23 protein-coding genes and 1 pseudogene are annotated in these 19,215 nt (G+C 71.5%); 13 read left to right on the top strand and 11 right to left on the bottom strand.

The genetic code is table 11. The features are described 5' to 3' along the window. The first annotated feature begins 185 nt into the window (after positions 1–185). Positions 186–893, top strand: coding sequence for an ABATE domain-containing protein (locus AOK16_RS29040; RefSeq protein ID WP_055471213.1), 708 nt, complete (start codon positions 186–188; stop codon positions 891–893). A 116-nt stretch (positions 894–1,009) separates the two neighbouring features. Here AOK16_RS29040 and AOK16_RS29210 read toward each other — a convergent pair. Next, positions 1,010–1,180 (bottom strand): annotated as a pseudogene (locus AOK16_RS29210) (S24 family peptidase); the annotation flags it as partial. Positions 1,181–1,444: 264 nt separating this feature from the next. On the opposite strand from AOK16_RS29210, the gene sodN reads away from it, so the two are divergent. Continuing rightward, positions 1,445–1,840 (top strand): superoxide dismutase, Ni, encoded by a 396-nt coding sequence (gene sodN / locus AOK16_RS06230; RefSeq protein WP_055471212.1) that lies wholly within the window; start codon positions 1,445–1,447, stop codon positions 1,838–1,840. 10 nt (positions 1,841–1,850) lie between these two features. Here sodN and AOK16_RS27995 read toward each other — a convergent pair whose 3' ends face one another. Both AOK16_RS27995 and AOK16_RS06225 read right to left on the bottom strand, forming a co-directional pair. Beyond that, a complete protein-coding gene (locus AOK16_RS27995; protein WP_240483402.1) occupies positions 1,851–2,291 on the bottom strand; it encodes a DEAD/DEAH box helicase family protein in 441 nt (146 codons plus the stop codon). Between the two features lie 183 nt (positions 2,292–2,474). Next, positions 2,475–3,002 carry a DUF5994 family protein gene (locus AOK16_RS06225; RefSeq protein ID WP_055471216.1) on the bottom strand — a complete coding sequence of 176 codons (528 nt, stop codon included), beginning with the start codon at positions 3,000–3,002 and terminating at the stop codon, positions 2,475–2,477. Between the two features lie 312 nt (positions 3,003–3,314). Between AOK16_RS06225 and AOK16_RS06220 the strand changes: the two genes are divergently transcribed. Together AOK16_RS06220 and AOK16_RS29205 are read left to right on the top strand one after the other, a co-directional pair. Further along, complete coding sequence (locus AOK16_RS06220; RefSeq protein WP_055471211.1) at positions 3,315–3,839, top strand: DUF5994 family protein; 525 nt, start codon at positions 3,315–3,317, stop codon at positions 3,837–3,839. Continuing rightward, complete coding sequence (locus AOK16_RS29205) at positions 3,836–4,426, top strand: hypothetical protein (RefSeq protein ID WP_398718118.1); 591 nt, start codon at positions 3,836–3,838, stop codon at positions 4,424–4,426. The genes AOK16_RS06220 and AOK16_RS29205 overlap by 4 nt, the downstream gene beginning before the upstream one ends. Positions 4,427–4,459: 33 nt before the next feature. On the opposite strand, the gene AOK16_RS06210 is transcribed toward AOK16_RS29205, so the two are convergent. Genes AOK16_RS06210 through AOK16_RS06200 form a run of 3 tightly spaced genes read right to left on the bottom strand, consistent with a single transcriptional unit; the run spans position 4,460 to position 6,873 of the window. Beyond that, entirely contained in the window at positions 4,460–5,092 is a 633-nt protein-coding gene (locus AOK16_RS06210) for a gamma carbonic anhydrase family protein (protein WP_240483400.1), read from the bottom strand. Between the two features lie 34 nt (positions 5,093–5,126). After that, a complete protein-coding gene (locus AOK16_RS06205) occupies positions 5,127–6,458 on the bottom strand; it encodes an RNA polymerase sigma factor (RefSeq protein WP_055471210.1) in 1,332 nt (443 codons plus the stop codon). A 13-nt stretch (positions 6,459–6,471) separates the two neighbouring features. Beyond that, positions 6,472–6,873: a YciI family protein gene (locus AOK16_RS06200; protein WP_055471209.1), complete on the bottom strand. Its 402-nt coding sequence runs from the start codon at positions 6,871–6,873 to the stop codon at positions 6,472–6,474. 249 nt (positions 6,874–7,122) lie between these two features. On the opposite strand from AOK16_RS06200, the gene AOK16_RS06195 reads away from it, so the two are divergent. The 6 genes from AOK16_RS06195 (at position 7,123) to AOK16_RS06170 (ending at position 10,457) form a co-directional block, all read left to right on the top strand. After that, positions 7,123–7,698 (top strand): putative glycolipid-binding domain-containing protein, encoded by a 576-nt coding sequence (locus tag AOK16_RS06195; RefSeq protein ID WP_055471208.1) that lies wholly within the window; start codon positions 7,123–7,125, stop codon positions 7,696–7,698. Between the two features lie 167 nt (positions 7,699–7,865). Continuing rightward, positions 7,866–8,099 carry a hypothetical protein gene (locus AOK16_RS06190; protein WP_055471207.1) on the top strand — a complete coding sequence of 78 codons (234 nt, stop codon included), beginning with the start codon at positions 7,866–7,868 and terminating at the stop codon, positions 8,097–8,099. Between the two features lie 177 nt (positions 8,100–8,276). Then, a complete protein-coding gene (locus AOK16_RS06185) occupies positions 8,277–8,456 on the top strand; it encodes a hypothetical protein (RefSeq protein ID WP_055471206.1) in 180 nt (59 codons plus the stop codon). A 96-nt stretch (positions 8,457–8,552) separates the two neighbouring features. Beyond that, a complete protein-coding gene (locus AOK16_RS06180) occupies positions 8,553–8,813 on the top strand; it encodes a UBP-type zinc finger domain-containing protein (protein ID WP_055471205.1) in 261 nt (86 codons plus the stop codon). 271 nt (positions 8,814–9,084) lie between these two features. Beyond that, on the top strand, positions 9,085–9,498 hold the full coding sequence (locus tag AOK16_RS06175; protein ID WP_055471204.1) for an ATP-binding protein: 414 nt from the start codon (positions 9,085–9,087) through the stop codon (positions 9,496–9,498). A gap of 29 nt (positions 9,499–9,527) precedes the next feature. Further along, entirely contained in the window at positions 9,528–10,457 is a 930-nt protein-coding gene (locus AOK16_RS06170; RefSeq protein ID WP_055471203.1) for an RNA polymerase sigma factor SigF, read from the top strand. Positions 10,458–10,493: 36 nt separating this feature from the next. Here AOK16_RS06170 and AOK16_RS06165 read toward each other — a convergent pair whose 3' ends face one another. Continuing rightward, positions 10,494–10,961, bottom strand: coding sequence for a hypothetical protein (locus AOK16_RS06165; protein WP_055471214.1), 468 nt, complete (start codon positions 10,959–10,961; stop codon positions 10,494–10,496). Positions 10,962–11,375: 414 nt separating this feature from the next. On the opposite strand from AOK16_RS06165, the gene AOK16_RS06160 reads away from it, so the two are divergent. Continuing rightward, entirely contained in the window at positions 11,376–12,344 is a 969-nt protein-coding gene (locus AOK16_RS06160; protein WP_055471202.1) for a diacylglycerol/lipid kinase family protein, read from the top strand. Positions 12,345–12,664: 320 nt separating this feature from the next. After that, positions 12,665–12,922, top strand: a complete 258-nt coding sequence (locus AOK16_RS06155; protein ID WP_003983230.1) for a WhiB family transcriptional regulator — start codon at positions 12,665–12,667, stop codon at positions 12,920–12,922. A gap of 218 nt (positions 12,923–13,140) precedes the next feature. On the opposite strand, the gene AOK16_RS06150 is transcribed toward AOK16_RS06155, so the two are convergent. Further along, positions 13,141–14,616: a sensor histidine kinase gene (locus tag AOK16_RS06150; protein ID WP_055471201.1), complete on the bottom strand. Its 1,476-nt coding sequence runs from the start codon at positions 14,614–14,616 to the stop codon at positions 13,141–13,143. A 424-nt stretch (positions 14,617–15,040) separates the two neighbouring features. Between AOK16_RS06150 and nagB the strand changes: the two genes are divergently transcribed. Beyond that, the gene (nagB, locus tag AOK16_RS06145; RefSeq protein ID WP_055471200.1) at positions 15,041–15,823 is read left to right on the top strand and encodes a glucosamine-6-phosphate deaminase; all 783 of its coding nucleotides are present in this window, start codon (positions 15,041–15,043) and stop codon (positions 15,821–15,823) included. A gap of 49 nt (positions 15,824–15,872) precedes the next feature. Here the strand turns inward: nagB and AOK16_RS06140 are convergent, their stop codons facing one another. Genes AOK16_RS06140 through AOK16_RS06130 form a run of 3 tightly spaced genes read right to left on the bottom strand, consistent with a single transcriptional unit; the run spans position 15,873 to position 19,202 of the window. Next, the gene (locus AOK16_RS06140; RefSeq protein ID WP_055471199.1) at positions 15,873–17,402 is read right to left on the bottom strand and encodes a glycoside hydrolase family 3 protein; all 1,530 of its coding nucleotides are present in this window, start codon (positions 17,400–17,402) and stop codon (positions 15,873–15,875) included. Positions 17,403–17,409: 7 nt separating this feature from the next. Further along, positions 17,410–18,243: a carbohydrate ABC transporter permease gene (locus tag AOK16_RS06135; protein ID WP_055471198.1), complete on the bottom strand. Its 834-nt coding sequence runs from the start codon at positions 18,241–18,243 to the stop codon at positions 17,410–17,412. Next, entirely contained in the window at positions 18,240–19,202 is a 963-nt protein-coding gene (locus tag AOK16_RS06130; protein WP_079101115.1) for a carbohydrate ABC transporter permease, read from the bottom strand. The genes AOK16_RS06135 and AOK16_RS06130 overlap by 4 nt, the downstream gene beginning before the upstream one ends. Positions 19,203–19,215 lie beyond the last annotated feature (13 nt).

Below are 19,215 nucleotides of genomic sequence, written 5' to 3'. Positions count from 1 at the left end.
GATCGACGCCGATGTGGAGACCGACGCCGATGCCGACCGCGTTCGGGAACCGGGGCCGCAGCCGGTCCGGGATACGGCCCGCTCGGCCTTCCAGGCCCGCACAGCCCGTAGGCGTAATACCCTCGACGCGGCACGGTCCGTTACATCGGCCGCCCCGCCCCCAGCCCCCCCCGTAAGGAACAGACGTGGAACTGGCCTATTACTCGGACTTCGCCGTGCGGCTGGTCAACAGCGAGGACCCGTCGCGGGGGACCGACGAGCTGACCTCGGTCGAGGCGGTGCGGGCACTGTTCGGCGGCGCCTCCCAGGCCGCGCGGCGGGCCACCGAGGCCGACGTGACCCGGCTGCGCGCCGTACGGACCCGGCTGCGCGCGGTCTTCGAGGCCGCGGGCGAGGGCGACGAGGTACGGGCGGTGGACCTGCTCAACGCGCTGCTGATGGAGTTCCCGGTCAGCCCGCAGATCTCCGGGCACGAGACCCGCGACGAGGACGGCCGCCCGCACTGGCACCTGCACATCGCCGACCACCCGGCGAACGCCACCGCGGGCTTCGCGGCCACCGCCTCCATGGGCCTGGCGTTCCAACTCACCGAACTCGGCGTCGACCGGCTCGGCATCTGCCAGGCGGCGCCGTGCCGCAACGCCTACCTCGACACCTCGACCAACCGCTCCCGCCGCTACTGCTCGGACCGCTGCGCGACGCGCGCGAACGTGGCGGCCTACCGGGCGCGCAAGCGGCTGGAGTCGGAGGGGTCGGTTCCGGAGGCCGGGCCGGACCGCGGATCCAGCGCCCGCGCCACGTCCCGTACACCCGGCGGCAGCACCGGAAGGGGCCGCACCGCCGAGACGACCGCGACCACGGCCCAGCCCAGCAGCGCGGGCACCGACCGCTGACGCCTGCCGTCCGCCCCGCCCCCGCCGGGGCGGCCCGGCGGGCGCAGCCGCACCCGCGCCCGGGCGAGCACGAACTCCTCGGGCACGACGCCGAATTCCCGGCTGTCGTTCTCGGTGTACGGGTTGTCGCCGAGTACCCACCAGCCGCGCTCGCGCCGCTCGACCGCGCGCTTGACGATCAGCAGGTCCTGCTGCATGGGGTGGCGCAGCACGACGATGTCCCCGGGGCGTACGGGCGCCCCGTACCGCACGACGATCCGGTCCCCCGGCGCCAGCGTCGGCGCCATGGACGGGCCGACCACCTCGGCGATCCCGTACGGCAGCGCCGCGCGCCGGTCCCGCCCGCGCTCCGGCTCGCGTCCGGGACCGCCCTCGTACCCCTGCAACCGGCCGCCCTCCGGCATCCGGCACCTCCCGGCTCGGTCTTTCCTCCACCAGTACCCAGCCTGGCACCGGACTTTTGTCCTAAGCCCCCTGGGGCACTCGCGAAAACGCTGGTCCCAGGGAGTAATCTCCCACCTGAGAAGACGATCACGAGGAAGGACAGCTCTATGCTCTCCCGCCTGTTCGCCCCGAAGGTGCGGGTCAGTGCCCACTGCGACCTGCCCTGCGGCGTTTACGACCCGGCCCAGGCCCGTATCGAGGCCGAGTCGGTCAAGGCCGTCCAGGAGAAGTACCAGGCCAACGAGGACGCGGACTTCCGCACTCGGGCCGTCGTCATCAAGGAGCAGCGCGCGGAGCTCGCGAAGCACCACATCTCCGTGCTGTGGAGCGACTACTTCAAGCCGCCGCACTTCGAGAAGTACCCGCAGCTGCACCAGCTGGTCAACGACGCCCTGAAGGCCGCCAGCGCCGCCAAGGGCTCGAACGACCCGGCGACCGGCCAGAAGCTGCTGGACCTGATCGCCGAGATCGACAAGATCTTCTGGGAGACCAAGAAAGCCTGATTCTTCTGCATCACGCCTTTTGACCTGCGATTTTCTTGGGTCGCCTGGTCTCTCCATCCGCACCTGGCCCGCAGGCCGCCGAACACGGCGTCCATGGCGGTCCGGGTGCGGTCTTTTTCACCTGGCCACAGATCCATTCGGGATTCCAGCGGCCGTGATTGAAGTACGAGCCGGTGGGCAGAAACCGGCCCTCCACGCGACCGCGGTCACTGACGACCAGGCAGATCCGGCGGGCTGTGGTGGGCTCGCAGAAGCCCAGATTGCGAACGAAGAGCACTTGCCGCTCGTAGATCCCCAGGGAGGTGATCCGTTCGAGCTCCGCGGCCAGCGCCGGGGACACTGGCCGCCCCAGGTAGGTGGCGAGTGCGTGAGTGCAGACCGGCGACCGGTCGAACACCTGGACAGAGCTGGGGGTGATGGCCTCCAGCTGTCGCTGTCGCTGCAGAGTCACGCTTGCCCTCAGTACAGCCTGCTGAGCGTAGCCTTGGCGAACCGCGCCTCGGCCGCCGTTCAGTACAAGCTGTTTCGCGCGGAGTGTGGGGTTTCACGGCGTTGGCCCCTGGTCCAGGAGCTGAGGGCGGGCGGCCTGGCGGGCCATGACCGCCAACACGTCGGCGAAGACGTCCTGGGTTGTTCACGTCGGCTCGTCGGCGTCCCTGCCCGTGTCACGCTCCGCCGTGGAACGGGTGCGCGCGGGACCGATGCTGGTGTCGATCAGGATCTGTTCGGCCTGTCTGACGTTGTCGGCCCGTACGGCCCTGGACATCGCCTCGTGGGCCGCCGACGGGTTCGTCTCCGGCGGCACCACCAGCAGTACGAAGTGGTCTTGATCGCCACGTGTGATCAGCACGGTGTCGTCGCCGACCGGATACCAGTCGATGTGTACGACGCGGTCATCGATGACCAGGCGCGTCGGGACCTCGTTCCAGGCGTTCGCGTCCAAGCCGACGCGGGTGATGGGACCGAGGTGCTCGACCAAGGCAGTGATCAGGCCGGGGAGCTGTTGCCCGATCTCCCGGGAGCGCGGCCACCACGCACCGTCGAGAAGTCCTTCGCGGTTCCGGGTCGTCTCCAACCGCAACAGGAGCGCACCGGGCTCTACGCGCTCGTGGACCGCGTCTGGCAGCAGCTTGGGGCGGCGTGGGAGTTCGGAGTTGGCGATCATGATCCGCCGCCCGTCCGCGGACTCTGGCAAGCCCGCTCACCGTCGGGAACGTATCGGCAGGGCTGGCCGACATACGGGCGTCCTCGGCGCTGCCTCCACGGTACCCGCGGTGATGCGGTCCTGGCGGTGGCACTGTCCTGGCAGTGGCACCGCCGGAAACCTGCAGGCTGACCGCGGTCCGGCCGAGTCGCGACCGGAGTAGGCTCGAGGATACCGGGAGCATTTCGCACACCGGCTTCATGCTGGGGTCGTTCGCGGCGAACAACTATGCCGGGGAGACGGAAATGCCCCCGGAGTCAGGTCCGCGCCATGACCTCGACCACCGACAACACACCTCCGCTGAACGCGCCCGTGCCCTCACCACCGGCCCGTCTGTCGCTGACCCCGGCGGATTCCGGTCCGGGGCTTCTGGACGGCGCCTGGTGGCCGTACTCACGCGATCTCGCACGGGAACTCCCCGCGCTGATCGACGTACTGGACTGCCGTTGGGGGCGGATCACCCGGGTCGCGGTCAATCCCACGTTCTCACCGGTGATACCGCGGGAGGTGCCCGTCGGCGGGCACCTCGTGCACGTGGGGTGGTTCGCGGCGGAGCAGGACCCGCACAAGCTTCTGCTCTCCTGCAGAGCGGGCCGCTGGGACCTGCTGATGATCCCGCCGGAGCGCGAAGACACCTCCGCCGCCCGGCTGATGGCGGCCGAGGAGGCCATCAGGGCTGGACAGACGGAACGCGGCGAGGAGTCGGTGTGGGAGTCCGAAAGCGGCACCGCGCCGTCTCCTCCCGGGAGTCCGGCCACACCGTACGGCCCGGTCGCAGGGAGGCGAGAACTATGACGACCGCAATCACCGTGGCGGTGCTCCTCGCGATGATCGCTCTGGGAGTGGTTCTGATCCACGCGCTCAACAGCCAGCAAAACCAGCGGATCGCGGCCTTCCGGTACAGCGACCTCCTGCCGTACCGCCGCCGCGCCACCGAGCCCCGTAAGGAGGCCGCCGGTCCGCCCGCCGAAGCACCGCGCGAGGAGCAACCGAGCCGAACCCCTCGGCGGCTGCGGCCCGCGAAGGAGTCCGCGGGAGGCATGACGCGCCCGCGCGGGCCGCTCGCTTCCCCGGGCCGGGTCACCGCTTCGGACCGAGAGGCCGGCACCCTCGGCTCGGACGAGTTGGCGCACGCGCCCGGGCTCGCCGAGGTCCGCATCGTCGCCGCGTCGCCCGAAGCGGCCCGAACCGTGGCCGAAGCGCTCCGCCACCAATTCGCCGCCACCGAACAGCGCAGCTACCCGACGGGCCACGACGGTGGCACACGGCTCCACATCACCGTGGACACCACGCATGCTCCCGAGCCCCAGCTGTCGTTCCAGTCCGACGTACTCACCCACCACTCAACCGGCACCGACCGCCCACACGCGGACGAGGCCTGAATCCCACGGCCTCACGGCAATGCGGCATGTCCGCTACCGCGCGGGGTCCGGCCCGCCGTCCTCTTCCTCGCCGTCGAGCACGCGATCGTCGAGATGAGCCCCGTAGAACTCGGTCTGGCACGCCATGATCGTGCGCATCGGGGTGCCGCGTGGGACGCCGTAGACCGTGCCGGGGAAGTCCAATGCGCGCTGCTCCTCCCAGAGTTCGCCGTGTCGGTCGGGGGAGAACAGGCGGGCCGGATCTCCGGCGGCGATCCAGCCGATGGGGACGACCGTGCCGGGCGGCAGGTTCGAATTGACGTGCAGGACGCTGTTGATGCGCAGTTCCGAGCGCTCCCCCCAGCGACGACGCCGGGGAAGATCGAGACGCCGGTCGCCACGAAGACCTCGTCCTCCACCACCGCCCCGTTGACATGTGCGTGCGGCCCGACGAGGACGCTGTCGCCGAGCACCGCCCGGGTGCTGGGCGCACCCGGGCACCAGCGCGTTCTCCATCACCACCACGTCGGCGCCGGTGCGCACTTCGCCGTCCTCGGCCGTCAGGACGGCTCCGGGCAGCACCCGCGCCCGCTCCCCCAGCACCACCGCGCCGCAGAGCACGGCGGAAGGGGCAACGTACGCCGACTCGGGGACCACCGGCGTCTTCCCACGATGTTCGAGCAACATGCGGCGAGCCTAGGGGCAGGACCGAGCGGTGCCCTCACGTCGCCAACCGGGCCGCGCGCTCCTGCAGATAGCGGCGTTCCGGCAGGCTCAGGGTGCGGTCCGCGGCCCGCTGGTAGGCAGCGAGGGCCGCCGCGCGGTCGCCGGCCATCTCCAGGAGGTGCCCGCGGACCGCCTCCAGGCGGTGGTGTCCCGCCATGCGGCTGTCCGCGTCCAGGGTCTCCAGGAGGGCGAGTCCGGCGCGCGGGCCGCGGACCATAGCCAGGGCGACGGCCTGGTTGAGCGTGACCATGGGGTTGGGGTCGAGGTGCGCCAACACCTCGTAGAGGCCGAGGATCTCGTCCCAGTCGGTGTCCTCGGCGCGGGCGGCCTCGTCGTGGACGGCTGCGATCGCCGCCTGGACTTGGTACGGGCCGACGCCCCCTCCAAGAGGCCGCCCGACGCCTCCCCCCGGAGGGGACCCGGCGCCTCCCCCTGAAGAAGCCCCGGCGGCCTCCCCTGTCCCCGTAGGGGACAAGGCGCCGGTCACCAGCGCGCCCCCCTCCTCGATCAACTCCCGATCCCACAACCCTCGGTCCTGTTCCGCGAGCGGCACCAGGGACCCGTCGGGGCGCGTACGGGCGGGCCTGCGCGCGTCGGTCAGCAGCATCAGGGCCAGCAGACCCGCCACCTCCCCGTCCTCCGGGAGGAGTTCGCGTACGGCGCGGGTGAGGCGGATCGCCTCACGGGAGAGTTCGACGCGCTGGAGGCTTCGGCCCGAGGTCGCGGTATAGCCCTCGTTGAAGATCAGGTACAGCACGTGCAGCGCTGCTTTGAGGCGGTGGTGGCGCTCCTCCGCGTCCTCGGGCCGCCGGAAGCGGCTGCCCGCGGCCCTGACGCGCTGCTTGGCCCGGCTGATGCGCTGGGCCATGGTCGCTTCCGGTACGAGATGGGCGCGGGCGATCTCCGCGGTCGTCAGGCCGCCGACGGCGCGCAGGGTCAGCGCGATCTGCGCGGCCGGGGTGAGGTACGGGTGGCAGCACAGGAACAGCAGCGTGAGGGTGTCGTCGGCGGACGGCGCGCGGTCCTGGCCCGGGGCGGGCGCGAGGAGTTCGTCGGGCGGAGTGAGCGCCGCGGCGGTCTCCTCGCGGCGCCTGCGGGCCTGTTCGCTGCGCAGCAGGTCGGTCAGGCGGCGCGAGGCGACCCGGATCAGCCAGCCCCGCGGGTTGGCCGGGCGGCCCTCCTCGGGCCACTGCGTGGCCGCGGCGAGCAGCGCCTCCTGCACCGCGTCCTCGGCGGTGTCAAAGTGCCCGTAGCGGCGCACGAGCGCGCCGAGGACCTGCGGCGCCAGGCTGCGCAGCAGGTCCTCGGTCGACGGCTCGCCGGTCACCCGGGGGACGGGTTCAGCACTCTTGGTCGATCGGCCGCACGACCGTCGGGTACTGGGGGGCGCCCGCCGGCTGCGGGCAGTTGTAGGCGCGGGCGGCGATCTCGTAGGCCCGCTCCGGGGTCTCGCAGTCGATCACCCAGTAGCCGGCGAGGACCTCCTTGCTCTCGCCGTACGGGCCGTCGCTCACGACGGGCTGCCCGTCCGGCGTCGCGGTGACGAGCTTGGCGTGGGACGGCGCCGTCAGGCCCTGCGCGTCCACCAGTTCACCGGACTCGGCGAGGTCGTTGTTGATCGCCCCCATGTGCTCGTACATGGCCTTCATGTCCGCCTCGGACCAGGCCGGGCCCTCCCCGCCCTTGCCGGCCATGGCGTCGTAGTCGGACTGCTTGGCCAAGAGCATCAGCAGGTACTTCATGTCCTCACTCCTTCGCAGAGGCGCCCTCAGCGGTCGCCGTCAGTGGGTCGGTTCACTGGGGACGTCGGAGCGGGCGGCGCGTTCTCGACACACTCCCGACAAGTTTCTCCGCACACGTCTTCATGCTGGCCGGAATCCGGGTTTTCCACAGCCTGGAGAGTGAGGGGTGCGCGGTCGGCGGGGGCTGTGATCCCCTGGTGTTCCGGCACGGCTTCCGGACGCGAGGGGCGTACGAGGGCAGGAGGCGGGATGAGCGGGCGGCAGCGGGTGGTGACCTGGCGGGTCACGGGGAGCGGCGGTTTCGAGACCGCCTGGGCAGAGTTCTCCGGCACCGCGCTGAGAGCCCGCGGCCGCGCGGTCGGCACGGATCCGGCGCCGTACTGGATCGCGTACGAGTTGGAGACCGGCGAGGGCTACGTGACGCGGCGCCTGGCGGTGACCGCGGAGACCGCCGACGGGCAGGCCCCGCGCACCCTCGACCTGCGGCGCGGCGAGGACGGGCAGTGGACGGCGGACGGGCAACCACTGCCCGGGCCGGCGGGCGCGGAGGACTGCGACCTGGGCCTGTGCCCGCTGACGAACACGATGCCCGTGCTGCGGTACGGGCTGCACCGGAAGGCCGGCCGGCACGACCTCCTGATGGCCTGGGTCTCGGTCCCGGATCTGACCGTCGAGGCGTCCCCGCAGACGTACGAGTCGGTGGGCGACGGGCGCGTCGTGTTCTCCTCGGGCGATTTCCGCAGCGAGATCGTCTTCGACGGCGACGGCCTGGTCGCCTCGTACCCGGGGATGGCCTTCCGCCACGGGGGCCGCCGAAGAGCTTGAGCGGGGCGCACAGGACGGCGCGGCCGGGGCCCGCGGGATGCGCCCCAGAAACCCCCGCATTCGGCATTTCCGGCCGGAAGACGGGAACCCGGCGGGCAGCACAGCCGTTGATCGGGCAGGGGCGCGGCAGACGCCGGTCCCGGCGCACCGACGAGCAGGAGGCAGTCATGGCAGGTTTTCTGGACCGCGCCAAGGAGCAGGCGCAGCGCAGTCTCGACCAGGGCAAGCAGAAGCTCGACGAGGTGCAGGCGCAGCGGACCGGAAGCGACCTCCTCAAGAAGCTGGGCAAGGCCTACTACGCCCAGCAGAAGGGCACGGGCTCACCCGAGGCCACCCAGAGCGCCCTGAGCGCGGTCGAGAGCCACGCGGCAACCCACGGAGACGCGTTCCTGCGCAGCTGAACCAGGCGCCAGGCCCGGGTGTGACGCCCTAGCCCCACCCGGGCCGGTTCTGGGCCCGCCCAGCCCGGGCCTGCCTGGGCCCACCCTGGCCTACTTGCGCCTGCCCGAACTCACCGTCCTCGCCGAGGACTTCGCGTCCCGGCACGCCTGCCCATCGAGCTCTTCTACGCCGCCAGGATGCCCCACGGCCTCACCAGGCCCGCCGAGGAAGGCATCTCCACCCCCGGCACCACCCTCGCCGCCGTCGTGACAGCGACGGAAAGCAGTACCGAAACCGGCATGGAGAGCGGGACGGAAAGCGGCGTCGAAAGCGGGACGGAAAGCGGCACAGAAGCCGGCACGGCGACCAACGGCTGAACCGCACGCGAACACCGCTCGCAGTCGCACCGATACATCCCATTCCCCCGCCTCGTACCGCCCCGTAATCCCCGCGGGCGTTTTAACCTGGCCGGCATGAGCGAGTGCCCGCACGTTCCCGGACTGCCGCGGCCCGAGCCGGCGGCGGACAGCGACACGTGCCTCGAGTGCCGTGCCATCGGCAGCGACTACGTCCATCTGCGGATGTGCCTGTCCTGCGGGCACGTGGGATGCTGCGACTCGTCGCCGCACCAGCACGCCTCGCGGCACTTCGAGGACACCGGCCATCCGGTGATGCGCTCCTTCGAGCCGGGCGAGAGCTGGCGTTGGTGCTTTGTCGACCAGACCATCGCCTGAGCCCTAGCCGGGCGTGCTCGGCGGGTCAGAAGCGCCCGGCGAGCCCAACGGCACGCGCATCCCGCGGAATTGGGGCCACCGACCCCTAGCCACTGTCCGTACCCGACGGTTTACAATGAGTGATGCTCCCCGGTCCGCGGGACCTCGACCCGTGGATCGCGGTAGCGTCACAGCCGAACCATGTGCAGCGCCGCACCGTTCCCGCCGCCCGGCGGGGTGCGGGACGGCGTTCATACCAGCTCAACGAGCTTGTGCCACCTTGGAGGTGAGGGTGTCCCAGATCGCAGGCGAGCCCGGGACCCAGGACTTCGTGGAAGTCCGGCTGCCCGCTGCGGGTGCCTACCTGTCGGTGTTGCGTACGGCCACGGCCGGACTCGCAGCGCGCTTGGACTTCACCCTCGACGAGATCGAGGATCTGCGCATCGCGGTCGACGAGGCATGCGCGATCCTGCTCCAGCAGGCCGTGCCGGGGAGCGTGCTCAGTTGCGTGTTCCGCCTGGTCGGCGACGCGCTGCGGGTCACGGTCTCGGCCCCCACGACCGACGGCCGCGCGCCGGAGCGGGACACCTTCGCGTGGACCGTGCTCTCGGCGCTCGCAGGAGAGGTCGACTCGACGGTCGGCGAGGACCGTACGGTCAGCATCAGCCTGCACAAGAAGCGCGGCGCGGGCCCCGGACAGCCGTGACGGACGGGACGGACGGGACGGGCAGGCCTATGCCGGACGAAAGGCGCGCCTCGCGAGTGGTGCCCACGACGCCCATTCCCGAGCAGCCGCAGGTAGAGCGGGCGGACCACATGGACCAGCACCAGCGCGAGCAGCGCGAACACGAGCAGCACCGGCCCGAGCCGGAGCACGCCTACGAGCACGAGCACGGGCAGCTGCCCGACACCCACGACCGCAGTGGCGCCCGTGCCATGTTCGTCGAGCTGCGGAAACTGCCCGACGGCTCCCCGGAGCGCGCGGAGCTGCGCAACCACCTGGTGCGGATGCACCTGCCGCTGGTGGAGCACCTGGCCCGCCGGTTCCGCAACCGCGGGGAGCCGCTGGACGACCTGACGCAGGTCGCCACCATCGGCCTGATCAAGTCGGTCGACCGGTTCGACCCGGAGCGCGGCGTGGAGTTCTCCACGTACGCGACCCCGACGGTCGTCGGCGAGATCAAGCGCCACTTCCGCGACAAGGGCTGGGCGGTACGGGTCCCCCGCCGCCTCCAGGAGCTGCGCCTGTCCCTGACCACGGCGACCGCCGAGCTGTCCCAGCGGCACGGTCGGTCGCCCACGGTGCACGAACTGGCGCACCACCTGGGCATCTCGGAGGAGGAGGTGCTGGAGGGCCTGGAGTCGGCGAACGCCTACAGCACACTCTCCCTGGACGTCCCGGACACCGACGACGAGTCGCCGGCCGTCGCCGACACCCTCGGCGCGGAGGACGACGCCTTGGAGGGGGTCGAGTACCGCGAGTCCCTCAAACCACTGCTGGAGGAACTCCCGCCGCGGGAGAAGAAGATCCTGCTGCTGCGGTTCTTCGGGAACATGACCCAGTCGCAGATCGCCCAGGAGGTCGGCATCTCCCAGATGCACGTCTCCCGGCTCCTGGCCCGCACCCTGGCCCAACTCCGCGACCGCCTCCTGGTGGAGGAGTAGCTGCCCGTCCTGCCCGGTGGCCCGCCGCGCGGCGGGCTACCGCGGGGCGATGTCCAGGGCCGCCGTGGCGGTCGGGTTCACGATGAGCCCCAGTACGGCGAGGGCGACGGCGGCGAGCGCGATGCCAGTGAGCGCCACCACACCCCCCGTACTGATCAGCGTCCAGGCGACGGGCACGGCCATGATCTGGATGATCAGGGCAGGGCCGCGGCTCCAGCGGCGGCGGAGCAGCAGCCCGCGCGCCGCGACCAGCGGCAGTGCGGCCAGGGCGAGCAGCGTCAGGCCGCCCATCTCCGCCTGCTCCGCGCTGTCCGGCGCCCCTAGCAGCCCCATGACGAGCAGATACGCCCCGAAGGCGGCCAGCGCCACGCCTTCGACGCCGGACAGCACGGCGGCGGCCGTCAGCCGCGCCGGACGGGGGCCGTCGGCCTCCGGCCCGGCTTCAGCGGACCTGGTTGTCTCGGCCGGGCTACCGGCACCGGTCTCGTTCTGTTCACTGCTCACCCCAGCAGGGTAGTCCGCGCCCCGGCGCCCCGAACCGAGGGCAAGCCGTGGGCGGTCAACCTGCTCGACCCCGGCCGGGTCGTCGCCGACGCCCGGGCCGCCCGCCGCACGGGGGCCGACGTGGTGCTCGTCAGCCTCCACTGGGCCGGCGACCGGCAGTTGCGGACTCCGGGGCAGCAGGAGTCCGCGCCGGCGCGGACGAAATCCGGTCCCGGCGCCCCGGCTCCGCGGCGAGGGCCGGAGACAGCCCCGACCGCGCGGCCCAGCCCGGCAGACGGCCAGTCCCGCGGCGCAAGCCGCGGATCCGGGGTCGGCAGGACGGAGTCCGCCACCCCGGCCCGCCACCCCGGCCCGCGGCCCTGGCCCGCGGCAGGCGACTGGGCCGGGTACCAGGGGGTAGGTAGTCTGCTGCGCATGCGCGCGCTCCTTGTGGTCAACCCGGCAGCCACCACCACCAGTGCCCGCACGCGGGACGTCCTCATCCACGCGCTGGCGAGCGATCTGAAGCTGGAGGTCGCGACCACCGAGTACCGCGGCCACGCCCGCGACCTCGCGCGGCAGGCCGCCGAGGGCGGCGAGATCGAGCTGGTCGTGGCGCTCGGCGGCGACGGCACGGTCAACGAGGTCGTCAACGGCCTGCTCCACAACGGCCCCGCGCTCGACTCCCTGCCCGGGCTCGCGGTCGTACCCGGCGGCTCGACCAACGTCTTCGCCCGCGCCCTCGGGCTGCCCAACGACGCCGTCGAGGCGACCGGCGCGCTGCTGACCGCGCTGCACGAGCGCAGCGAGCGCACCGTCGGCCTGGGCCTCGCGGGCGCAGTGCCGGGCAGCGACGACGAGGGCGCGCCCGCGCGCTGGTTCACCTTCTGCGCGGGCTTCGGCTTCGACGCCGGGGTGGTCGGCCGGGTCGAGCAGCAGCGCGAGCGCGGCAAGCGCTCGACGCACGCGCTCTACATACGGCAGATGGTGCGCCAGTTCCTCGGCGACCCCCACCGCAGGCACGGCACGATCACCCTGGAGCGGCCCGGCGAGGAGCCGATCGAGAATCTGGCGCTGTCCATAATCTGCAACACCGCGCCCTGGACCTATCTGGGCAACCGCCCGGTGTACGCGGCCCCCGGCGCCTCGTTCGACACCGCTCTCGACGTGCTCGGGCTGCGGCACCTCTCCAGCGCCGCGATGACCCGTTATGCCACGCAATTGCTTATTTCCTCACCCGAGCGTGGGCCAAAGGGCAAGCACGCGGTCACACTGCACGATCTGACCGACTTCACCTTGCATTCCCAGGCGCCACTGCCCTTTCAGATGGACGGTGACCACCTGGGACTGCGCAAGAGCGTGAAGTTCACAGGTGTACGCCGTGCACTGCGTGTGATTGTGTGAGCAGAAGAGGCGAAAGTCCTTCCACTCGAACGTTTAGCCTGGGCTCCACCCCTCGGAAGTACGGCTGTGATCGAGGCGACACCAAGGAATCAAAAAAAACTTTCTGGAAGGGGTTGTATCCGCCGCCGAGGTTTGCGAGTCTCTTCATGGCGATCGGGACGGCCCGCACTACAGGCCTCCTTGAGAGCCGGAACCCCTCCTCATTCCCGCTGGGACCGCACCAGGCAACTGGCTTGCTGGCCCCTTCCCTTGCGGAGGGATTCGTGAAAGCGTTCACATTCACAAGCAATCAGCTGGTAATACAAGGAGATGGAGCAGCCATGGACTGGCGTCACCGCGCCGTTTGCCGCGAAGAGGACCCCGAGCTCTTCTTCCCCATCGGCAACACTGGTCCCGCGCTGCTGCAGATCGAGGAAGCCAAGGCCGTCTGCCGTCGCTGCCCCGTCATGGAGCAGTGCCTGCAGTGGGCGCTGGAGTCCGGCCAGGACTCCGGCGTGTGGGGTGGCCTCAGCGAGGACGAGCGCCGCGCGATGAAGCGTCGCGCCGCTCGCAACCGGGCGCGCAACGCCAGCGCCTGACGCAGCCCAACAGCCCAGCCGTGCCAGGGCGGCGCGTACAGCGAGTGCGCACCTCCCGCCCCCGAGCCGCAGCGCGCAGTGACCCGAAGCCGCTGAGCACAACGTAGACAGCGAGTGGGCCCCGGACCAACAGGTCCGGGGCCCACTGCTGTTGAGCGGCGGGTCCCGGATTACTGCTGGACGGCAGACGGGATCGCTGTTGGGCGGCAGACGCCGGATCAGCTCACTGCTTTCTCGGCGCGGACCGGGATGTCCAGGGTCACGCGCGTGCCGCCCTCCGGGGCGGTCCGCATGTCGAACTCGCCGCCCAACTCGCCCTCGACCAGGGTCCGTACGATCTGCAGGCCGAGGTTGCCGGCCCGCTGCGGGTCGAAGCCCTCGGGCAGCCCGCGGCCGTCGTCCTGGACGGTGACCAGCAGCCGGCCCTCCTCGCGGGTACCGCCGCGTACCGCGGAGACCTCGACCGTGCCGGTCTCGCCGGGGCCGAAGCCGTGCTCCAGGGCGTTCTGCAGGATCTCGGTGAGCACCATGGACAGCGGGGTCGCCACCTCGGCGTCGAGGATGCCGAAGCGGCCGGTGCGGCGGCCGGTGACGCGGCCCGGGGAGATCTCGGCGACCATGGCGAGCACCCGGTCGACGATGTCGTCGAACTCCACGCGCTCGTCCAGGTTCTGGGACAGCGTCTCGTGCACGATCGCGATCGAGCCGACCCGCCGTACGGCCTCCTCCAGGGCCTCCCGGCCGCGCTCGGACCCGATGCGGCGGGCCTGGAGGCGGAGCAGGGCGGCGACGGTCTGGAGGTTGTTCTTCACCCGGTGGTGGATCTCCCGGATGGTGGCGTCCTTGGTGATCAACTCCCGCTCGCGGCGGCGCAGTTCGGTGACATCGCGCAGCAGCACGAGCGAACCGATGCGGGTGCCCTTGGGTTTGAGCGGGATGGCGCGCAGCTGGATGACGCCACCGTTGCCCTCGACCTCGGTCTCGCGCGGGGCCCAGCCGCTGGCGAGTTTGACCAGCGCCTCGTCCACCGGGCCGCGGGACGGGGCGAGTTCGGCGGTGGTCTGCCCGAGGTGGTGGCCGACGAGGTCGGCGGCCAGGCCCAGCCGGTGGTAGGCGGAGAGCGCGTTGGGGCTGGCGTACTGGACGACGCCGTCGGCGTCGAGCCGGATCAGGCCGTCCCCGACGCGCGGCGAGGCGTCCATGTCGACCTGCTGCCCGGGGAAGGGGAAGGAGCCGGCGGCGATCATCTGGGCGAGGTCGGACGCGCTCTGCAGATAGGTGAGTTCGAGCCGGCTGGGGGTGCGTACGGTCAGCAGGTTGGTGTTGCGGGCGATGACGCCGAGCACCCGGCCCTCGCGGCGTACGGGGATGGACTCGACGCGGACCGGGACCTCCTCGCGCCACTCCGGGTCGCCCTCGCGCACGATCCGGCCCTCGTCCAGGGCGGCGTCGAGCATGGGGCGGCGGCCGCGGGGCACGAGGTGGCCGACCATGTCGTCCTGGTACGAGGTGGGGCCGGTGTTGGGCCGCATCTGCGCCACGGAGACATAGCGCGCGCCGTCCAGGGTGGGGACCCACAGGACCAGGTCGGCGAAGGAGAGGTCGGAGAGCAGCTGCCACTCCGAGACCAGCAGGTGCAGCCACTCGAGGTCGGACTCGGTGAGGGCCGTGTGCTGGCGTACGAGGTCGTTCATGGAGGGCACGGTGTGAGCCTACCGGCGGCGCGTGGCGGTTGAATCTCCGGCGAATCCTCGGCGAACACGTAGACAGCCGAGAATGGTCTAGTCCACAATGGGCGGGTAAAGCTTCCGCTCTCCCCGCACAGGAGGGCGGAGCGAGGCTCGCGGCCGCTCTCTGCCCTGACTGCGCCCGCCGGGCCTCCCGGCCGGTGGAGTCGTCCGCGAGGAACCGCACACCCCGCGAACAGACGGCCTGTCGGCATCAACTCCGGGCTGCGGTGCCGGACAGGTTGAGGGTCCTGTCCCGGCGCCGCGGCCCGCGGGTGTTTCTTGGGGGATTGTTCATTTTCGGGAGCTACTGAGGGATGCAGAGGTCTCAAGTAGGCTGGTAGATTGGTCTATACCACATGTCGCACCCCTCCAGATCGGCAGGCCCCACGTGGAAGTTGTGATCGTCCCGGATGCCGCGGCAGGCGGCGAGCTCATCGCCGAGGCCATGGTCGAACTGCTGCGGCGCAAGCCCGACGCACTGCTCGGCGTGGCCACCGGCTCGACCCCGCTCCCCATCTACGAGGCGCTGGCGACCAAGGTGCGGGCGAAGGCCGTGGACGCCTCCCGCGCCCGTATCTGCCAGCTCGACGAGTACGTGGGCCTGCCCGCCGGGCACCCCGAGTCCTACCGCTCCGTCGTGCTGCGCGAGGTGGTGGAGCCGCTCGGGCTGAGCCCCGACTCCTTCATGGGCCCCGACGGCACGGCCGAGGACGTCCGGGGCGCCTGCGCGGCGTACGACCGCGCGCTGGCCGAGGCCGGGGGCGTGGACCTCCAGCTGCTCGGCATCGGCACCGACGGGCACATCGGCTTCAACGAGCCCTGCTCCTCGCTCGTCTCCCGCACCCGGATCAAGACCCTCACCCAGCAGACCCGGGAGGACAACGCCCGGTTCTTCGACAGCCCGGACGAGGTGCCGCACCACGTGATCACCCAGGGCATCGGGACCATCCTGGAGGCCCGCCACCTGGTGCTGCTGGCCACCGGGGAGCGCAAGGCCGACGCAGTGGCGCAGACCGTCGAGGGACCGGTCGCCTCGATCGTGCCCGCCTCGGCGCTCCAGCTGCACCCGCACGCCACCGTCGTGGTGGACGAGGCCGCGGCGTCCAAGCTGAAGCTCGCGGGCTACTTCCGCGCCACCTACAACGCCAAGCCCGACTGGCAGGGGATCTGAGGGACTTCGGGCCCCCACGAGAGCCCTCCGCCCTCATTCTCCTCCGCCCTCACCCCCCGCTGCCGGCGATCACCTCCGCGGCGGCCAGACCGCAGACGCGGGCGGCGCCGTGCGTGGCGATGTGCAGCGCCCCGGTCGGCCGCGCCTGCGGCACGCCCATCTCGACAACGACCGTGTCGGGCCGCACGGCCACCAGGGCGTCCAGCACCTCGGCCATCCACGGGTTCCGGTGGGCATCGCGTACGACCGCGACGACCGTGCGGTCGCCGGCCTCGGCGAACACGTGCGAGACGAGCGCCGCCGCTCCGGCTCCCTCCGCCTCCGCCCGGCCGTACGCCCCGGTCCTGGTGCCGGGCAGCAGCCGTGCCAGCTCGGCGGCCACGCCCCAGGGGGTCTCCTCGCCGACCGCGATGTTGGCGACGCCGGTGAAGGCGGCGACGTACGGGGCCCGGGTGAGCGGCCGGTACGCGCCGCGGCCGGTGATCCGCAGGGCCCGGCGGGCCGCCGAGAGCCCCACCTCGGGTGCGGGCGCGGACCGCGAGGTCGTGCCCGCGCCGCGGGCCCAGGCGCCCAACGCCCTTACCCGGGCGGCAGCTTCGGCCAGCCGCGACTCGGCCAGCTCGCCCTCCCGCACGGCCCGTACGAGCGCGTCGCGCAGCAGCAGCACCGTCTCCTCGTCGGCCAGCCCGCCCCCGACGCAGATCGCGTCGGCGCCCGCGGCGATGGCCAGGACGCTGCCGCGCTCCAGCCCGTAGGTGGCCGAGATGGCGCGCATCTCCATGCCGTCGGTGACCACAAGACCGGTGAAGCCCAGGCCGCCTTCGGCCGCGGGGGCGCGCAGCAGGCCGTTCAGCGCGGAGGCGCTGAGGGTGGCGGGGCGGTCGGGGTCGAGCGCGGGCAGCAGGATGTGCGCGCTCATCACGGCCCGGGTGCCCGCCGCCACGGCGGCCCGGAAGGGCACCAGCTCGCGGGCGTAGAGGGTGCCCAACTCGGCGCCGATACGCGGCAGGTCGTGGTGGGAGTCCACGTCGGTGTCGCCGTGGCCGGGGAAGTGCTTGGCGCAGGCGGCGACCCCGGCGGCCTGGATCCCCTCGATGTACGCGGCTGTGTGCCGGGCCACGAGCTCGGGTTCGGCGCCGAAGGAGCGCACGCCGATGACCGGGTTGTCCGGGTTGGAGTTGACGTCGGCCGAGGGCGCCCAGTTGAGGTTCACCCCACACTCCGCGAGGCGGCGGCCCAGCTCGCGGGCGACGGCCCGGGTCAGCGCCAGGTCGTCCACGGTCCCGAGGGCGAGGTTGCCGGGGAAGGAGGAGCCGGTACGGGTCTCCAGCCGGGTGACGTCGCCGCCCTCCTCGTCGATGGCGACGATCACGTCCGGGCGCTCGGCCCGCAGCTGGGCGGTGAGCGCGGCGAGTTGGGCGGGTGAGGCGATGTTGCGGCCGAACAGGCCGACGGAGGCAAGGCCTTCGCCGAGTCTGCGCAGCAGCCAGTCGGGGGCGCTGGTGCCGGTGAAGCCCGGCTGGAGGACGGCGAGGGCGTCCCTGGTCAGGGTGGAGGGGCCGCGGGCGAGGGTCGTCATGGCAGCGTCATCCCTTCACGGCGCCGGAGGTGAGCCCGGCCGCCATCTTCTTCTGGAGGATCATGAAGAAGACCACCACGGGGAGGGCGATGAGCACGGAGGAGGCCATCAGCGCGCCGTAGTCGGTACCGCGTTCGGTGGTGAACGTCATCAGCCACACGTTGAGCGTGTACTTGTCGTTGTCATTCATCAGGACGTATGCGAAGAGGTACTCGTTCCACGCGTTGACCAGCGCGAAGATGGCCGCGGCGGCGAGGCCCGGGGCGAGCAGCGGGAAGACGACCCGCCGGAACGCGCCCATCCGCGTACAGCCGTCGACCATGGCCGACTCCTCCAGCTCCACCGGGATGTTGACCACGAAGCCGCGGATCATGACGACCGCGAAGGGCAGGGTGGCCACGAGGTAGACGACGATCACGCCCCAGTACTCGTTCAGCGCGCCCATCGCGTTGAGCTGGAGGTAGATGGGGATGAGCATCGCGGTCGGCGGCAGCATCTGGACCATGACCAGGGCGATCAGGAAGGCCCTGCGGCCGCGGAACCGGAAGCGGCCGACGGCGAAGGCCGCGACGGTGGCGATCACCATGGCGCCGAGGACGGCGGTGACGCAGATGATGAGGCTGGACTGGATCGCGGTGTCGAAGTTGGGCTGCCTGACGGCCCGTGCGAAGTTGTCGAGTGTGAAGGAGGAGGGCCACAGCGTCTGGTCGTAGCTGCGGATCTCGTGGTTGGGGCGCAGGGCGCTGACGACCAGCCAGTAGACCGGGAAGGCCATGACGACGAAGGTGGCCAGGCCCAGGATGTCGTAGCCGAGGCGGCGCTTCGCGCGGGAGGCAGTCACTCGACCTCTCCTGTCTTCATGAGCTGGCGCACGTAGTAGACGGCCACGCCGGCCAGCAGCAGAACGGTGATGAGGGCGATGGCGGTGCCCTGGCTGAAGGAGGTGGACTCGAAGGCCTTGCTGAACGAGTAGAGGCCCAAGGTCTCGTACTCGGGCTCCGGCTTGTTGCCGCGGAGCAGGAAGATCTGGCCGAAGACGTTGAAGTCCCAGATCACCGAGAGGGTGGCGGCCATCTGGAAGACCGGCCTGATGACGGGCCAGGTCACGTAGCGGTAGACGGTGTAGGCGCCGGCGCCGTCGAGTTGGGCCGCCTCCGTCAGCTCCTTGGGTACCTGGGTGAGCGCGGCGTGCAGGGTGATCACGACGAACGGGATGGCACCCCAGACGACCAGCGCCACGACGATCGAGAAGCCCTGCCAGGGGTCGAGGAACCAGTTGTGGCCCAGGAACTCCACCCCGGGGAGCTGGTCGACGAGGGTGTTGATCAGGCCGTAGTCGGAGTCGGAGAGCCAGCGGAAGATGGAGGTCGCCACCAGCAGGGGCATGGACCAGGCGGCGATGAGCGCGCCGGTCAGCAGCAGCCGCACCCAGGTGGACAGCCGCTGCATCAGCAGCGCGATCAGCAGCCCCAGCCCCATCGTCAGGACCACGCAGACGGCCATGAACAGCACCGTGCGGCCCGTCACCTGCCAGAACTCGGCGTCACCGAGGATGTTGGTGAACTGGTCGAGGCCCACCCACGGCGGGGTGTCCCCGGTCCACAACTCCCGGCGCCCCATGTCCTGGAAGGACATGATGACGGTCTTGACCAGCGGGAACGCATAGACCGCGGCAACGGCCACGATCGCGGGGGCGATCAGCAGATACGGCAGCCGGGCGCCCGTGCTCCCCCTGCGGCGGCGCGGCGGGGTCCCGCCCGGCCGGGGGCCGGGCTCCTCGGCCGTGCGTGGGGTGGGCAGCGGCGGGTCGGCG

It is taken from the genome of Streptomyces pathocidini (assembly GCF_001418495.1).
In the GTDB taxonomy this organism is placed as follows: domain Bacteria; phylum Actinomycetota; class Actinomycetes; order Streptomycetales; family Streptomycetaceae; genus Streptomyces; species Streptomyces pathocidini.
This window is presented reverse-complemented; position numbering and strand designations above follow the sequence as displayed.

Coding starts and splice junctions, on each gene's coding strand:
- sodN (WP_055471212.1), top strand. CDS start 1,445: ATGCTCTCCCGCCTGTTCGCCCCGAAGGTGCGGGTCAGTGCCCACTGC.
- AOK16_RS06220 (WP_055471211.1), top strand. CDS start 3,315: ATGACCTCGACCACCGACAACACACCTCCGCTGAACGCGCCCGTGCCC.
- AOK16_RS29205 (WP_398718118.1), top strand. CDS start 3,836: ATGACGACCGCAATCACCGTGGCGGTGCTCCTCGCGATGATCGCTCTG.
- AOK16_RS06210 (WP_240483400.1), bottom strand. CDS start 5,092: ATGTTGCTCGAACATCGTGGGAAGACGCCGGTGGTCCCCGAGTCGGCG.
- AOK16_RS06200 (WP_055471209.1), bottom strand. CDS start 6,873: ATGAAGTACCTGCTGATGCTCTTGGCCAAGCAGTCCGACTACGACGCC.
- AOK16_RS06195 (WP_055471208.1), top strand. CDS start 7,123: ATGAGCGGGCGGCAGCGGGTGGTGACCTGGCGGGTCACGGGGAGCGGC.
- AOK16_RS06190 (WP_055471207.1), top strand. CDS start 7,866: ATGGCAGGTTTTCTGGACCGCGCCAAGGAGCAGGCGCAGCGCAGTCTC.
- AOK16_RS06185 (WP_055471206.1), top strand. CDS start 8,277: ATGCCCCACGGCCTCACCAGGCCCGCCGAGGAAGGCATCTCCACCCCC.
- AOK16_RS06180 (WP_055471205.1), top strand. CDS start 8,553: ATGAGCGAGTGCCCGCACGTTCCCGGACTGCCGCGGCCCGAGCCGGCG.
- AOK16_RS06170 (WP_055471203.1), top strand. CDS start 9,528: ATGCCGGACGAAAGGCGCGCCTCGCGAGTGGTGCCCACGACGCCCATT.
- AOK16_RS06160 (WP_055471202.1), top strand. CDS start 11,376: ATGCGCGCGCTCCTTGTGGTCAACCCGGCAGCCACCACCACCAGTGCC.
- AOK16_RS06155 (WP_003983230.1), top strand. CDS start 12,665: ATGGACTGGCGTCACCGCGCCGTTTGCCGCGAAGAGGACCCCGAGCTC.
- AOK16_RS06150 (WP_055471201.1), bottom strand. CDS start 14,616: ATGAACGACCTCGTACGCCAGCACACGGCCCTCACCGAGTCCGACCTC.
- AOK16_RS06140 (WP_055471199.1), bottom strand. CDS start 17,402: ATGACGACCCTCGCCCGCGGCCCCTCCACCCTGACCAGGGACGCCCTC.